We start from the raw sequence: 15,606 nt of genomic DNA, 5'->3' as shown, positions 1-15,606 counted from the left end.
GGTTTTAATGTAAATTAAGGAACTTATAAAACAAAAACCCATATTCTGTGTACAAATAACACAACGTGGCCAATTATTATAATTATTACTTTGACACACATAGTAATTTATAGTATATTTTATTTGGGAGTGATAAAAATGAAAATTGGTATAATCACAGATTCAGCAAGTAATCTAGATTTAAAATTTATTGAGAAGCATAAGAACCTTATTATGACACCTTTAATGATATCTTTTGAAGGTGAATTTCACAGAGACATTATTGAAGTTGATTATGAGACAGTATATAAGAAATTAGAAACTACAAAAGTAACTACAAGCTTACCAAGTTTGGAAGATTTCCAAGCAGCAATTAAGAAATTTGAAAAAGAAGGATATACTGACATTTTAGTTATCACTATTTCAAGTAATTTAAGTGGTACTTTCCAAGCATTTGAAGTGGCCGCAAAAGACCATGAAGGCGCAAACTTACATTTCTATGATACAAAGACTTTATCAGCAGCTGAAGGTGACTTAGTTAAAGTTGCTTTAGATAGTATTGAACAAGGTCGTTCAATTCCGCGAATTATCGCCGATTTAAATCAAGTTAGATATGAAGATAGTGTTGCTTTATTTACAGTTGAAACGCTTAGATATTTAAGAGAAGGTGGACGTATTGGTAAAGTAGAAGGAACTATCGGTGACTTACTAAACGTGAAACCAGTTATTACTGTTACTGATGAAGGTGTTTACAATACAATCACAAAAGGTTTCGGGATGAAACGTACTATGTTAGCTATGAGAAAAGTCTTAAAAGAGAAATATAAAGATGATCCTATCTCAATTACAATTCACTACGGAAACAATCTAGAAAAAGCTCAAAGCTTAAAAGATAAACTTGAGTCTGGATTAAATACTAAAGAGGTAATTATCTCACAATTAACGCCAGTACTTGGTATTCATACCGGTCCTGAGATGTATGCTATTATCGCAAGAAGAGTAAAATAATAAAAAAGCCGTCAGGGCTTTTTTTATTCTATAATGATCTATTAAAAGACAATTACTATTCAATTTATTATTAATTGAATAGTAACTATGATAAAATATCATTGATTAGATTTATATAGTTTAAGTTATCTTATATAAGGAGGTAATGGGTAGTGATATTTATTTCTGTTGTATTACCTATTCTATTATTAATATTAGCGTCATGGTTTATTTCTATAAACTACCGCAATTACATCACTAATTGGGGTAAAGAATTAACGACAAAAAAAATAATAAAATATGGAATACAAGTTTTTATTAAAAGTTCACTTATGTTTGGTTTTATTATTATTATTCATAATTATTACCATACTGAACATCACATTGAACTATTATTGTTTGTTGGAATATATTTTGTTGTATCTATCATCCAAAGTGCCTATTCTATCGGTGGCTTTTTAAGCCGATTTAAGTTTATTATGAATTACAGTTTACTTAAGTTTAGAAAAAAGAGCCAGGAAGCAGAAGACTTTAAAAATAGGATTACTGATAGTGCATTTGATAAATATACTTTTGCTATTAAATTAATTATTATTGCTTCGTTCCTCATAATATTTATTCCTAATATATCTGTTTTTATATTAGCAAATATATTTTATTTTCTATTAATTATCTCATTAATTATCCTTAGCTTATTATTGAACAATCTAATCTACTTTGGGTTTGTTAGCTTGATGATTTTCCAGTATGCACCAGTTGATGTTTCATTTACAGGAATTAATTATTTGGTAATATTATTATCATTTCTTGTTTTGATGATAGGGGTAATACTAGAGACTAGATTAGACAGTAGAATGGTTAAGATTGTTGCTAGTAGAATGATTAAGGATGTAAATGTTTCAGTAGGATTTACACCTGTTTACCAAAAGAAAGGAATCATTGTATATCAAAACAATCATAACTTGTACTATTATGTTTATTATCGGTACAATGGTATAGTTGTAGTATTTGAGAGTTTCTTTGATGCTAAACTCTCCAATTTCATTGTAAGAAAAATGGTTAATAAAGGTTCCCAGTATTTACAGTATAATGGTGAATTATAATATATATAATTGCAAAGCAAAAAGACCCAGAGAATCAGGTCTTTTTGCTTTTTTTATATCTTATAAAAGAGGAGGATTTTATATTTTTCAGGTATTTCATAAATTCTACTTAATATAGCGCTAATATAAATACCTCTAGCACAACTAGCACCACCTAAGGTTGCATTCATTTCCATTGCTTCTTTCCAAGAAGAGGATTTTTTAATAATATGGAAAATAAGTGGTAAACTTAAACCTATTTCACAAGCAACTCCAGCGTAGTTATCCACAAATACATCTGTATTTTCTATCGTAACTGCAGCATTTAGACTATTCTTGTATACTTCTGGAGCTAATTCAATAACATCCTCTAATGCATCATCTTTTTTAATACCGTAATCAAGTTTCTTGATTAACTCATTTAACATCACTGTTAAAGACGAAATATTAGTGTACGCTGTAAGTGTTTTTGAGTATTTTACTGCTTCACCAATTTTATCAATTGAATGGTCGTTTTCATATAATTCTAGTAAGAAAACTAAACCACCTAGTTGTTTATCAATATAAGTAGTTTCTTCTAATTGCTTTTCTTTATTCTCAATAGCTTCTTTAAATCGATATAAGAAGTCTTTACCATATGATTCAAGGTAACCATCATATTCATTTTCTTTTCTAAAATACTCGTATAAGTATTCCTGCCATCTTTCGATAGTATCAGCCTTCTCATATTCATAAAACATATGATATAAGTACAAAACTTCACCCATAAAGTCTAATTGTCCTAATTGATGATTAGGATAAACATCAAAGCTTTTTTCTGATTTACTATATAAATCATGATCAATAGTTCTAAAGATCATTGAACCTTTTTTACTTTCTTTCTTAAGTATTTCCCGATCGTATATCCAGTTTAAACCTAGAGCACTTGCACTACCTAAAAGTGCAGCTTCTAACATTTTTGTATTTCTCATAATACTACCCCCTATTTGGATACTTTCATTATAAAACTATAAACGATAAATATAAATCAATATGCATATGTTATAATAAGGAAGATGTTATTTAACAATCAGCAGCTGATTTTATGAATTATTAGGAGGATTATAATGAATTTTGTTATCAATTTATTAGTAGTATTAACTTCACTAGTTATTTTGTTTTACGCTTTCTTTAAAAAATCTGAACTAGGAAAATATAGTGTTTATGTAATATTTGGTTCTATGTTGTTACAAGAGTTATTAAGCGTTTTAACTACTCTAGCATTGTTTGATTTCCTAAGGGATATTTTAGGTACTGTTACTACATTTGTAGTTTATGGGGAGATTATCTTATTAATATTTCTAGTTATTACTAGATTAAGAAAGTCATCAAATAAGTATTTCAAGATTGCGTTAGTTTTCTTGATTGTGTTAAAGGTATTACAAGTATTAGGATTATTCTAAAAAAGACCTAATTGGTCTTTTTTTATAATCTATTTACCGGTATTCCCCACTTTCTTTAAACAAAAATAATAAAGTTATGGGCTTATGTTATAATAATTAAGAGGTGATTTTGTGAATAATCCATTTTATAGTAAAAGGCAGAGCACTTACGCTAAAAACGGGGTTGTAGCCACAAGTGAAGGATTAGCTAGCCAAGCTGGTTTATCAATCCTTAAACAAGGTGGAAATGCTGTTGATGCAGCTGTCGCGACTGCTGCAGCTTTAACTGTTGTTGAACCAACTAGTAATGGAATTGGTAGTGACTGTTTTGCTTTGGTCTATATCAACGCTAAATTACACGGTATGAACAGTAGTGGGTATTCTAGTCATAATATCACAATTGATAAAGTAAAACGCTTAGGACACGAAAGAATGCCAATAGGAGGAGTTGTACCTATTACTGTACCTGGTACTCCTAAAGGTTGGGCTAGTTTAATTAACAAATGGGGTAATTTAAGTTTATTAGAAGTATTAACTCCCGCAATTATATTAGCTCGAGATGGTTTTATTATTAGTGAGACTGTTGGGTTCTATTTTACAAAAGCGATCAATACATATAAGAAAAGAAATACAACAAGTGAATACGATCATTTCTATAAAGTGTTTACTAAAAACGGTGTACCTTATAAAGCTGGAGATTTGTTTAAATCAGAGTTTCATGCGAGTACATTGGAAGAAATTGGTAAAACAAATAGTAATAGTTTTTATAAAGGTGATTTAGCTAATAAAATTGTTTCTTTCATGGAAGAAAATAATGGTTTTATTGATATGAAAGATTTAAACGAATATGAAGCAGAGTTTGTGGAACCAATCAGTGTTAATTACAAAGGTTATGATATTTGTGAGATACCTCCCAACGGACAGGGTATTACTGCACTTATGGCTCTTAATCTATTAAACGATGAAAGCTTAATAGAAGGAAAAATAGAAACTACTCATAAACAAATAGAAGCAGTAAAAATCGCTTTTAGCGATACTTTGAAATATGTTACTGATGCTAAATTTATGAAAGTAAATCCTGATTTCCTAATTAGCGATGAATACGTTAAATTAAGAAAGAAAGATATAACTGATAAAGCATTACTCCATGAACCGATTGATTACAAAAAAGCTGGAACTGTATATTTAGCTACCGCTGATAAAGATGGAAATATGGTTTCTTTTATCCAAAGTAATTATATGGGATTTGGTAGTGGAATTGTTATTCCTGGGACAGGAATAGCAATGCAAAATAGAGGTCATACTTTTAGTTTAGATGAGAATCATCATAATAAACTAGAACCAAGAAAAAGAACTTATCATACCATTATTCCTGGCTTTATTATGAAAGATAATGAAGCAGTTGGTGCATTTGGAGTTATGGGAGGGTTTATGCAACCACAAGGTCATCTGCAAGTTGTGATGAATCTTATTGATTTTAAAATGAACCCCCAAAGTGCACTTGATGCCCCAAGATTTAGATGGGATGATAAACTTAAAGTATCAATAGAGAATACTTTTGACATTTATGTTGCTCAAAAATTACGAGAAAAAGGACATCATATCAATATTGATTTATATAATGGAGGATTTGGGAGAGGCCAAATCATCTTAAAGGAAAAAGATCATTACGTTGCTGGTACAGAAACCAGATGTGATGGTTACATAGCATACTACTAATAGGAGGAATTACAATGAAATCAGAATGCCCGAAATGCAAGGAGAAAACAATTAGTTACGGAAATAGAATAACAATGCACGGAAGTATGGGGACACATTGTCCTAAATGTAATGCTGATTTAGGTACAACAAGACTTTGGAATGTTTTACTGATTTTACTGATTCCAGTTTCGATTATGGTTTTAGGACCACTAGTTAGAATGGAAGAATTTATTCTTACTTATGTAGCTTTAGGTGTTTTAGTATTAATACTGTTTGTAATTTACGCAGTTATGCCACTAGTAGAAGTAAAAAAGAAAGAACAGAAAAAGTAGATTTTATGATATAATGTTAATGATACTAAATCTGAAAAGGGGTGATGAAATGAAAAGCAATAAACATATGTATATGGCTGTTGGTATAGTTTTCGTTTTATTCACTATTTCTCAGATTTTTTATTTTGCACAAGTTAGAATAGTGCCATTTTCAACTATTACTATTTCCACATTAATTAACATCACTATTTATCTTGCTGAGGTAGTATTATTTGTTGGTTTAAGTATTATAGTAACTTATATATTACCGATAATTTGTATCTTTAAATTATCCCCATTATTTATAGGGTTTAGAAACATTAATATACCTATTATATTGGTTAATGGGTATGTTAACATAAAAGAATTTATTTTGAGTGTAGCCGTTTATAAAAGATTACAAGTCATTAGATGTTGATCATATTTTAGTTTTTATAATAAAAATTAAAATATGAGAGGAGAATTACAATTAAATTTATTAAAAAAAGATACATGTGGATCCTGTTTGTTGTAACAGTCCTAACATGGTTTTTACCAAGGTTTAATCAATTCTATTACATTACAAAACATGCAATAACTTTTATCTTTACTGGTTTGTTTAGTATTAGGATATTGATTAGGATTTATAAAAATACAATAGAAAAATATCGAGATAGAATGGTAGGGAAACGATTAATCGCTTTTAATGTTTTTACAATAATTAGTGTAGTGATTGTTTTATTCAGTTCTTCAATTGCGCAAAGAAATTATATTTTAAACGCAGAAACACCACCAATCGAAAGGTGTTATTATTATGATCAGTTTGGAAACTATATCCATGGCTCTAGGTTGTTATACAATTGTCCAACTCCAACAATCGTTACACAAACAGATGCAAAATTAGAAATGACATTTGAATATAACTACTACGGAAATAGTGAAGGTTATAGTGGTATGAGTGGAACTGGTATCACTGGTTATGAATACCGAAAAGTGGAAGATGGAGCTGTTAAAATTAGTGTTGAACTAAGATACACCGAAGATAATATCGTCGAGTATTACCGTTTAAGAGAAACAGTTAATTATATTGCGGATGATTATTCCAAGGATGAATCAGAACCTGATTTTGACAAAGCCTTTACTCTAGTTAATCAAACAAAAATATCAAACTATTTTGAAGTAACTATGGAAACCGAATTTTCAGACACGTTAATTACTCAAACTAAAAAGGTTTATAATCATTTTGATGAAATAGACAGTTTTGATGAAGTGACAGATTTTACTTTCTATGAGTTTGACGAGGATGAAGTAGATTATGAGACTATATTTAGAGTGGATTACCATCAATACCTTGTAGGTGAGTCAAGAATTGAAGTCTATAAGGATATACCATCAAGAGATAAATATGCTATTGAACCAATTTTAAAAGGTACTATAAGCAATCCGAATTCTGTAACAGACGGAAGGATTACTGCTAATTTACACACACCATATGAAGTTTTTCCAGATTATGAGAATTATACAAGCCTTACTCTACAAAAAAGAGGTGACGGAGTTTCTGACATTAATTACTTCGTTAATGGTAATCAATATGATTTGGATTATGAGTTAATAGACGAATATGATGTTTATCTTTTAGAATCAAGGGAATATAAGAACTATTTTGATGAAACCGAAAATACTTTTGAAGCATTTGACATCATTAAATATAAGGATTTCTACTATTATAAAAATGATGATTTTAAAGAACATCTAATATATCAAACAAACTACGGGATTCTAATTGAGCAATACTCACAACAAGATGGAATCAAAGATGAAAGTGAATTATCTAACTATATCGGTGAAATCGCCTTAACAAATTCAGGAGTGGATGATACAATACTCAGTTTAAGTAATTTCCAAAACCTTTATTACAAGAATTCAATCATTTGGGATAATAATCCCATTATTGAATACTTGATGTTAAAAGAGAATTAAAAAAAACGCACAATTTTGTGCGTTTTTGTTTATTTTGGATTATTGTAAGAATCAAATCCACCTTCAAGAACATAAACTTGATGATATTTTTTTCTCATTAAACTACGTGCAACTCGTTTGCTTCTTCGTCCATTTTGACAATAAAGATAAACAGTTTGATCCTTACGTAATTTACTAATTTTTGCTGTTAGTTGACGTGTTGTAAAATTACGAGCACCTTTGATTTTGTCTTCTTCATACTGCGCTTTTTTTCTAACATCTATTAATTGTCCTTTACGCATATTATCTAGAAAATCATTTCTTTTTAAAACTGATATTTTAGAAAAATCAACACCTTGATTTCGCATCATTATCAAACCTAAACCAAGACCTAAAACGATTGCTAATGCTAAACTCCAAAAGTCCATAATGTATCACTCCTCAAATATGATTATAATTGTAAGTACCGAAATAGTCAAAAGGAAATTTTGTGAAGATTTATGTTTATGTTTTACATTATAATAAATATATATGAAAGATTTGTCGTATTGTATAGACTTTTTATGAGTTTTTATATATAATATATTCTATGATTAGGAGTGAGTATAAAATGATAACAACAAATGACTTTAAAACAGGAGTAACAATCCAAAGTGACGGACACTTATGGCTAGTAATAGAGTTCCAACACGTGAAACCAGGAAAGGGTCCTGCTTTTGTAAGAAGTAAATTGAGAAACTTACGTACTCGTGCTGTAGTTGATAAAACTTGGCGTGCGGGTGAAAAAGTAGCAACCGCTCATATAGATAAGGAAAAAATGTTGTATTCTTACAACATGGGAGAAACTGCTGTATTCATGAACAATGAAACTTATGAACAAGTTGAAGTTGATATGAATGGGATTAGAGAACAGTTAAACTTTATTATCGAAGGTATGGAAGTAAATGTAATTAGCTTTGAAGGAGAAATCTTAAGTGTAGATATCCCTGAAAAAGTAACATTATCAGTAACACAAGCAGATCCAGCAGTAAAAGGTAATACAGCACAAACAGCGACAAAAGATTGTGTTGTAGAAACAGGATTTAAACTACAAGTTCCTTTATTTGTAAGTGAAGGCGATAGAATCGTCATCAATACAAATACTGGAAAGTATGATACAAGAGCTCAATAAGGAAGTGAAGTAAATTGGAATATCAGTCCATGTTTTTACTAGCATTAGGAGATTTTAAATTATTAGCGTTAAGCGATATATCTCTAGGTTTAGTAATTTTAATGATTATCTTAGTAGTTGTTTCAGCGTTTTTCTCAATGAGTGAAACGGTTTTTAGTAGCGTTAACCCAATACGTTTAAAAACAATGATAGAAGATGGTGTCGGTGGAAGTAAGAAAGCTTTATGGATAACCGAACACTTTGATAAAACTATCACAACGATATTAGTAGGGAATAATTTAGCGAACATCGCACTTACCACAGTAAGTGTTGCTTTCTTTGCGAAATTATTAACAAATAACCCACAATTAGTTGAAGTAATAAATGTATTAGTTATCACTATCATCGTGCTTATCTTCGGTGAAATCATACCCAAAAGCTTTGCCAAAAACAATGCTGATAGGATGTCTTTAGCTTTAAGTAGTATTTTATACTGGTTAATTTATGTATTATCTCCAGTAACTTGGGTTTTCCTGAAAATCAAAGGTTGGTTAGTTAAAGAAAATGGCGAAGAAAAAGTATCTGTAACAGGAGATGAACTAGAAACAATTATCGATACTATGGAAGAAGAAGGTAGTATTGATGAAGATGAAGCAGAAATGCTCCAAAGTGTATTAGATCTTTCTGAAAAGAAAGTTTATGATATTATGACACCTCGTGTTGATATGATAGGAATTGATGTTGAAGAAGAAATTGAAGACATTCTAAAAATGTTTTTTGAATCTCAATTCTCAAGAATTCCTGTTTATGAAGAGACAAGAGATAATGTTATTGGTATCTTACATGAAAGAGACTTGTTTACTAAAATAATCAAAGGACAAAAAGTTGAACTAAGGCAATTAATGAAAGTACCGATGTTTGTTTCAAAATCAATGCGTGTCGATACATTAATAGAAACACTCCAAAGAGAAAACTCACATATGGCCATTGTAAGTGGTGAATACGGGGGAACTAGTGGAATCGTTACTATGGAAGACGCTCTTGAAGAGTTAGTCGGAGAAATTTACGACGAACATGATGAAGTTGATGATGAATTCATCCAACAACTAAAAGACAACAAATATGGAATAAATGCAGAAATAGATTTAGAAGATTTATTTGAAGAATTAGAAATAGGGAATCCACCTAAAACACAATATAGTAAACTACAAGGTTGGCTATATGAAATGTTTGAGGACATTCCTGAAGTAGATGAGGGATATACATATATACAAGAAATCCCTAATTATGAGCATGACGATGATGAACCAACTTTCTTATCTTTACGTTTTGTCGTAAAAGATATTAAAGAACGTCGAATCAGTTATGTATACTTAACAATAGACGAAATAACAAAAGAAGAATAAAAGAGGGAAACCTCTTTTTGTCTTGTTTGGCGGTGTAGAATGGAAAGACTTCAAAAAGTAATCGCGAGAAGCGGATATGCAAGTAGAAGAAAAGCTGAAACCTTAATTTTAGAGAATAAAGTTAAAGTAAATGGTGTTCTTTGTAATACTCTAGGTACCAAAGTATCTAGAAAGGATGTTGTTACCGTTAATGGTAGAACAATCGAACAAGAAGAAAAAGTTTACTATGTTTTATACAAACCTGAAGGGTACATTTCAACAACACAAGATGAGAAGGATCGTCGTAAAGTAACTGACTTAGTTCCTAATGATAAACGAATCTTCCCTGTAGGAAGATTAGATTATGATACTAGTGGTGTTCTTTTAATGACGAACGATGGCGATTTCATGAACCTTATGACTTCACCAAAACATCATGTTGAAAAGGAGTACCGTGTAAAACTACAAGGGTTCTTACGAAAAGAAGAATCTTTACAGTTAGCACGAGGTGTTGAAATAGATGGATATAAAACAAAAAGATGTATTGTTAAAAATGTCGAATACAATAAGAAAAATGAAACATCTATCGCTACAATCATCATTAAAGAAGGTAAATATCATCAAGTCAAAAAGATGTTTGAAAGTGTGGACCACCCTGTCCTAAAACTAAAACGTGAACGTTTTGGTGTGGTGACTTTAAAAGGCCTTAGAACAGGCGAAGCAAGAAGATTAAAGCCATATGAAATCAAACAATTGAAAGAATCAGCGAAAGATAAATAAAGATTATGAGATTTCATAAATCTTTGTTATAATGAATATTGGTATTAAAGAGGTGAATTTATGAAATATATCCAAATAGCAATTGACGGCCCAGCTGGCGCTGGAAAATCAACAATTGCGAAACTAGTCGCAGAAAAACTTAACTTTACTTACATCGACACTGGTGCAATGTACCGTGCAATTACTTTAAAAGCTATTGAGAGCAAAATAGATTTAGAAGATGAATCTAAATTTGATTTCATATATACGACTACATTTGAATTTAAGAATACTCATCTATTTATGGATGGTGTAGATATTTCAGAAAGAATTCGCAACCATGATGTTTCAAACAATGTTTCGTTAGTATCAAGTTATTTCAGTGTTCGAAAAGAGTTAGTAAAAATTCAACAAGAAATGGCAAAACATGACAGTATTGTTATGGATGGTAGAGACATTGGCTATATCGTTTTACCAAAAGCTAATTATAAATTCTTCTTAACTGCATCAATTGATGAAAGAGCAAATAGAAGACAATTAGATAATGAAAAACGTGGTTTAAAAAGCAATTTAGATTTATTAAAAACAGAAATAGCACGAAGAGACCACTTCGATACAACAAGAGAACACAGTCCTTTAAAAGCTGCGGATGACGCAGTTATAATCGACACTTCACATTTAACAATCGAAGAAGTAGTATCTTCAATTACTTTAAGAATAAGAGAGGAAGAGTTTTATGGAGTTTAAAATGAACAATGTCAAAGTAGGAAGAGTTGTTGAAGGGACAGTTTTTCAGGTAAACGATGACGTGTGTTATGTAGACTTAGGAGCATTCGCGGATGGGTTAGTAAATAAGGATCATTTATCTTTAACACCAATTGATTCTTGTAAAGATGTCGTTAAAGAAGGAGACGTACTTAAATTTAAAGTAAGTCAAATCAATTACGATGACCAACGCATCATCTTATCTAGATTAGATATGTTACGTGGTGAAAACCGCATGAAATTTGATGAAACAATGGGTAGCGATGTTAGAATTAAAGCAAAAGTTACTAGAGTAACTCGTGGTGGATTACAACTTCGCTATAATGATATAGAGTTATTTATGCCTGCAAGTCATGTTGACGTAAAAAGAGTTGAATTAGAAGACTTTGAAGGTAAAGTTTTAGAATGTAAAATAATCGAGAATGATGGACGTAAAGTCGTAGTATCTAGAAAATTATTATTAAAAGAAGATGCTAAAGTAGCTCGTAAAGAAGCTTTAGAAAACATCAAAATTGGTGACAAATTTGATGGAACAGTTACAAAAATCATGGAATTTGGAGCATTTGTAAACATTGGTTTAGTCGAAGGATTACTTCATAGAAGTGAAATCTCTCATTACCATGTTAAAACCGTTTCTGAGGTTTTAAAAGAAGGCGACAAAGTTCATATTGAAGTTATTAAAAAAGAGAAAAACAAAATTGGCTTCAGTATTAAATCTATGGAAAAAACACCTTGGGAAATCTTCGCTGAAAACAAAAAAGTTGGCGACGAAGTAGAAGGTACAATTATCCGTAAAATGGCAACTGGTATGTTAGTTGAAGTTGACAAGGAAGTTGTGGGGATTATCAACGACCGTGATTATTCATGGAATCCTCGTGAAAACTTAGCTGGAGAAGTTGAAGTTGGAAGTAAATTAACACTTAAAATCTTAACTTTGGATCCACCTAAAAAACGTATGAGCTTATCAAAAAAACACTTAGAGTATAACCCTTGGAACGATGTTTCTGTGAAAGTTAATGAAGAAGTAAGTGGAACTGTTGAAGCCTTACAAACTAATGGAGCTTTAGTAAAAGTTCAAGGCGTTAAAGCATTCTTACCAATCGGAGAGATTAGTGGAGAACGAGTAAACCAAATTAGTGATGTTTTAAAAGTTGATGACGTTATCAAAGCTTTAGTATTAGAAGTGGATAAACGCAACTGGAGAATGAAGATTAGTATTAAAGCATTAAAAGATAGAAAAGAACGTGCCATCTTTGAAAATTATAAAAAAGATGAAGTAGAAGTAAAAAAACAAACACTTGGAGATTTATTTAAAGATAAATTTGACGAGTTTAAATAGAAGGGTTGTGGTCTTATGTTACCAACTGTCGCAATCGTTGGAAGACCAAACGTAGGTAAATCTACACTCTTTAACCGTATTATCGGTGAAAGATTAAGTATCACCGATGATGAACCAGGTATCACAAGAGATAGAATTTACTCAAAAGCCGAATGGCTTACAAAAGAATTTAATATTATAGACACGGGGGGTATCGACTTTAACGATGCTCCTTTTATTCACGAAATTAAATCACAAACAGAGATAGCTATTCAAGAAGCTGATCTGATTGTGTTGCTTTGTGATATCAGAAGTGGAATTACTGATGATGATTTATATATTGCTAGAATGCTATATAAATCAAAAAAACCAATCGTTGTTGCTCTAAATAAAGCAGATGATATTAACTTAACTGATACAATGTATGAGTTTTACTCTCTAGGTTTAGGGGACCCTGTTCCGGTATCTAGTTTACACGGTGTTGGATTAGGAGATTTATTAGACGCAATTGTGCATAAATTACCTGAAATTGAAGATATTGAATATGAAGAAGACCGAATTAAGCTATGTTTAATTGGTCGTCCTAATGTTGGAAAATCTTCACTTACTAACGCATTACTAGGTGAAAACAGAGTAATAGTTTCTAAGGTTGAAGGTACGACAAGAGACTCAATTGATAGTTTGTTCAAATATGACGATCAAGATTATGTTGTAATTGACACTGCTGGTTTAAGAAAAAGAGGTAAAGTCTACGAGAATGCTGAAAAGTATTCAGTTTTACGAGCTTTAAGCGCAATTGACAGAAGTGATATTTGTCTAGTTTTAATTGATGCCGAAACAGGTATCAGAGAACAAGACAAAAAAATTGCTGGTTATGCAATCGATGCTGGCAAATCAATTATGGTAGTAGTAAATAAATGGGACACTGTAGAAAAAGATACAAACACGATGATTAAATGGGAAAAAGAGATTAGAGCTCACTTCCAATTTATTACTTACGCACCAATCATTTTCTTAAGTGCAACAACAAAACAACGAGTAAAAACATTATTCCCAGAAATAAACAGAATCTATCATAACTTCGCAAGAAGAGTTCAAACAAGTGTTTTAAATGATGTTATCCTTGATGCATTTTACGTTAATCCACCGAAAAACCATAATGGTGGTAAAGTAAAAGTATTCTACGCTACACAAGTAGCTACCAAACCACCAACATTTGTCTTATTTGTTAATGATGAACATGTTATGCATTTTAGTTATCAAAGATATCTATTAAATCGTTTAAGAGAATCTTTTGATTTTGAAGGAACACCAATCAAGTTGATTCTAAGAAAGCGTGATTAAATGAAAATTAGTGTTATTGGTGGAGGTTCATGGGGTTTAGCATTATCTAATGTCCTTAGTAATAATAAACATGAAGTACTTGTTTATGACAAAAGTACTAAAATCATTAATAAAATCAATAAACTACACATATGTTATCAATTAAACGAGAACATAAATGAAGATATAAAAGCAACTAATAACTTAACTGAAGTTCTAAACTTTAGTGAAACAGTATTATTTGCTGTACCAACAAAAGTGTTAAGAGATGTCTTAAATGATGTAAATAAAGTTCAAAGCAAACCGAAATTATTCATCAACGCTGCAAAAGGTATCGAACCAGATACGTTTTTACGAGTTAGTGAAATATTTAACGAGATGATTCCAAGCAAATTCTTAAAAGGATTTGTTGCCCTAAGTGGACCATCACATGCAGAGGAAGTAATTAAGAATATGACGACAGTGGTCACCACTGCAAGTGATGTAAATGAACACGCAGTATTCGCCCAAATGTTATTTAATAATAATGATTATTTCCGAGTTTATTCTTCAACCGATCTAAAAGGAGTAGAACTTGGTGGAGCTTTAAAAAATATTTTTGCTCTCGCTTCTGGTTTAATTGCCGGAAAAGGGATGGGAGATAATGCAAGAGCTGCACTTATTACACGAGGATTGGTCGAAATGGAGAAATTTTACGAGAATTACGGCGCAGATACGAAAAGTCTTAAAGGTTTAACAGGTTTAGGGGACTTAGTTGTTACATGTACGAGTTCTCATTCAAGAAATTACCAAGCTGGTTTTAAAATTGGTCACGGGAAAGATCTTGAAGAGACTTTAAAATCAATGACAATGGTAGTCGAAGGAATTAGAACATGTGAAGCAGCCTATAAGTACGCTGTTGAACATGATTTAGACCTACCAATAATCACAGCTATTTATCATGTTTTGTTTGATAAAATGACTCCAGAATTAGCCCTTAAAAAGCTTTTTGAACGTAGTTTGAAGAGTGAACATTAGGACCATCTATTTTTTATGTAAACTAATGAATATGCTTACATCAAGTCATGAAGCCATATACTAAAATTGACCACAAAATTTTCTAGATTTTGTGGTTTTATTGACCATTTATCAATAATCCTTGCAATGAAGCGCTCCAACTGGTATAATGAGGTTAGAAAAAAATTAATAGGAGGAAGATAAAATGAATAAAACTGAATTAATCGCTAGAATCGCAGAAGTATCTGGATTAACTAAGAAAGATTCTGAGACTGCTTTAAACTCAACATTAGCAGCTATCCAAGAATCATTAGTTTCAGGGGAAAAAGTTGTATTAACAGGATTTGGTACTTTTGAAGTACGTGACAGAAAAGAAAGAGTTGGTCATAATCCAAGAACTAACGAAAAAATTCACATTCCTGCTCAAAAATCTCCTGCATTTAAAGCTGGTAAAGTTTTAAAAGAAGCAGTTAGATAAAACCTACATAATA

17 protein-coding genes are annotated in these 15,606 nt (G+C 31.0%); 15 read left to right on the top strand and 2 right to left on the bottom strand.

Translation table 11 applies throughout. The features are described 5' to 3' along the window. Window positions 1-138 precede the first annotated feature (138 nt). Window positions 139-987, top strand: a complete 849-nt coding sequence (locus KQ51_RS07430) for a DegV family protein (RefSeq protein ID WP_038470840.1) — start codon at window positions 139-141, stop codon at window positions 985-987. Window positions 988-1,139: 152 nt separating this feature from the next. Further along, window positions 1,140-2,069, top strand: a complete 930-nt coding sequence (locus KQ51_RS09765) for a hypothetical protein (RefSeq protein ID WP_038470838.1) — start codon at window positions 1,140-1,142, stop codon at window positions 2,067-2,069. Between the two features lie 53 nt (window positions 2,070-2,122). On the opposite strand, the gene KQ51_RS07420 is transcribed toward KQ51_RS09765, so the two are convergent. Continuing rightward, a complete protein-coding gene (locus KQ51_RS07420; RefSeq protein ID WP_038470836.1) occupies window positions 2,123-3,019 on the bottom strand; it encodes an ADP-ribosylglycohydrolase family protein in 897 nt (298 codons plus the stop codon). Window positions 3,020-3,154: 135 nt separating this feature from the next. Between KQ51_RS07420 and KQ51_RS07415 the strand changes: the two genes are divergently transcribed. From KQ51_RS07415 to KQ51_RS07395, 5 genes are all read left to right on the top strand, one after another. After that, a complete protein-coding gene (locus KQ51_RS07415; protein WP_038470834.1) occupies window positions 3,155-3,490 on the top strand; it encodes a hypothetical protein in 336 nt (111 codons plus the stop codon). A gap of 111 nt (window positions 3,491-3,601) precedes the next feature. Beyond that, window positions 3,602-5,188, top strand: coding sequence for a gamma-glutamyltransferase family protein (locus KQ51_RS07410; RefSeq protein ID WP_038470832.1), 1,587 nt, complete (start codon window positions 3,602-3,604; stop codon window positions 5,186-5,188). 14 nt (window positions 5,189-5,202) lie between these two features. Then, window positions 5,203-5,502 carry a hypothetical protein gene (locus tag KQ51_RS07405; RefSeq protein WP_038470830.1) on the top strand — a complete coding sequence of 100 codons (300 nt, stop codon included), beginning with the start codon at window positions 5,203-5,205 and terminating at the stop codon, window positions 5,500-5,502. A gap of 49 nt (window positions 5,503-5,551) precedes the next feature. After that, the gene (locus KQ51_RS07400) at window positions 5,552-5,899 is read left to right on the top strand and encodes a hypothetical protein (RefSeq protein ID WP_038470828.1); all 348 of its coding nucleotides are present in this window, start codon (window positions 5,552-5,554) and stop codon (window positions 5,897-5,899) included. Between the two features lie 74 nt (window positions 5,900-5,973). Next, window positions 5,974-7,440: a hypothetical protein gene (locus KQ51_RS07395; RefSeq protein ID WP_038470826.1), complete on the top strand. Its 1,467-nt coding sequence runs from the start codon at window positions 5,974-5,976 to the stop codon at window positions 7,438-7,440. 29 nt (window positions 7,441-7,469) lie between these two features. Here the strand turns inward: KQ51_RS07395 and KQ51_RS07390 are convergent, their stop codons facing one another. Beyond that, window positions 7,470-7,847 (bottom strand): rhodanese-like domain-containing protein, encoded by a 378-nt coding sequence (locus tag KQ51_RS07390; RefSeq protein ID WP_038470823.1) that lies wholly within the window; start codon window positions 7,845-7,847, stop codon window positions 7,470-7,472. A gap of 182 nt (window positions 7,848-8,029) precedes the next feature. Between KQ51_RS07390 and efp the strand changes: the two genes are divergently transcribed. From efp to KQ51_RS07350, 8 genes are all read left to right on the top strand, one after another. Continuing rightward, the gene (gene efp / locus KQ51_RS07385; RefSeq protein WP_038470821.1) at window positions 8,030-8,590 is read left to right on the top strand and encodes an elongation factor P; all 561 of its coding nucleotides are present in this window, start codon (window positions 8,030-8,032) and stop codon (window positions 8,588-8,590) included. Window positions 8,591-8,604: 14 nt separating this feature from the next. Continuing rightward, complete coding sequence (locus tag KQ51_RS07380; protein ID WP_232958006.1) at window positions 8,605-9,975, top strand: hemolysin family protein; 1,371 nt, start codon at window positions 8,605-8,607, stop codon at window positions 9,973-9,975. A 39-nt stretch (window positions 9,976-10,014) separates the two neighbouring features. Continuing rightward, on the top strand, window positions 10,015-10,734 hold the full coding sequence (locus tag KQ51_RS07375) for a pseudouridine synthase (protein ID WP_038470819.1): 720 nt from the start codon (window positions 10,015-10,017) through the stop codon (window positions 10,732-10,734). A 60-nt stretch (window positions 10,735-10,794) separates the two neighbouring features. Beyond that, window positions 10,795-11,460 (top strand): (d)CMP kinase, encoded by a 666-nt coding sequence (gene cmk / locus KQ51_RS07370; RefSeq protein ID WP_038470817.1) that lies wholly within the window; start codon window positions 10,795-10,797, stop codon window positions 11,458-11,460. Beyond that, a complete protein-coding gene (locus tag KQ51_RS07365; RefSeq protein WP_038470815.1) occupies window positions 11,450-12,817 on the top strand; it encodes a S1 RNA-binding domain-containing protein in 1,368 nt (455 codons plus the stop codon). The genes cmk and KQ51_RS07365 overlap by 11 nt, the downstream gene beginning before the upstream one ends. A 15-nt stretch (window positions 12,818-12,832) precedes the next feature. Next, entirely contained in the window at window positions 12,833-14,140 is a 1,308-nt protein-coding gene (gene der, locus KQ51_RS07360) for a ribosome biogenesis GTPase Der (RefSeq protein ID WP_038470813.1), read from the top strand. Continuing rightward, window positions 14,141-15,136, top strand: coding sequence for an NAD(P)H-dependent glycerol-3-phosphate dehydrogenase (locus KQ51_RS07355; protein WP_038470811.1), 996 nt, complete (start codon window positions 14,141-14,143; stop codon window positions 15,134-15,136). Window positions 15,137-15,320: 184 nt separating this feature from the next. Continuing rightward, window positions 15,321-15,593, top strand: coding sequence for an HU family DNA-binding protein (locus KQ51_RS07350; RefSeq protein WP_038470809.1), 273 nt, complete (start codon window positions 15,321-15,323; stop codon window positions 15,591-15,593). The last annotated feature ends 13 nt before the right edge of the window (window positions 15,594-15,606 follow it).

It is taken from the genome of Candidatus Izimaplasma bacterium HR1 (assembly GCA_000755705.1).
GTDB lineage: Bacteria > Bacillota_I > Bacilli_A > Izemoplasmatales > Izemoplasmataceae > Xianfuyuplasma.
The sequence above is the reverse complement of the archived record's forward strand: the minus strand, read 5'-3'. Positions and strand labels throughout refer to the sequence as shown.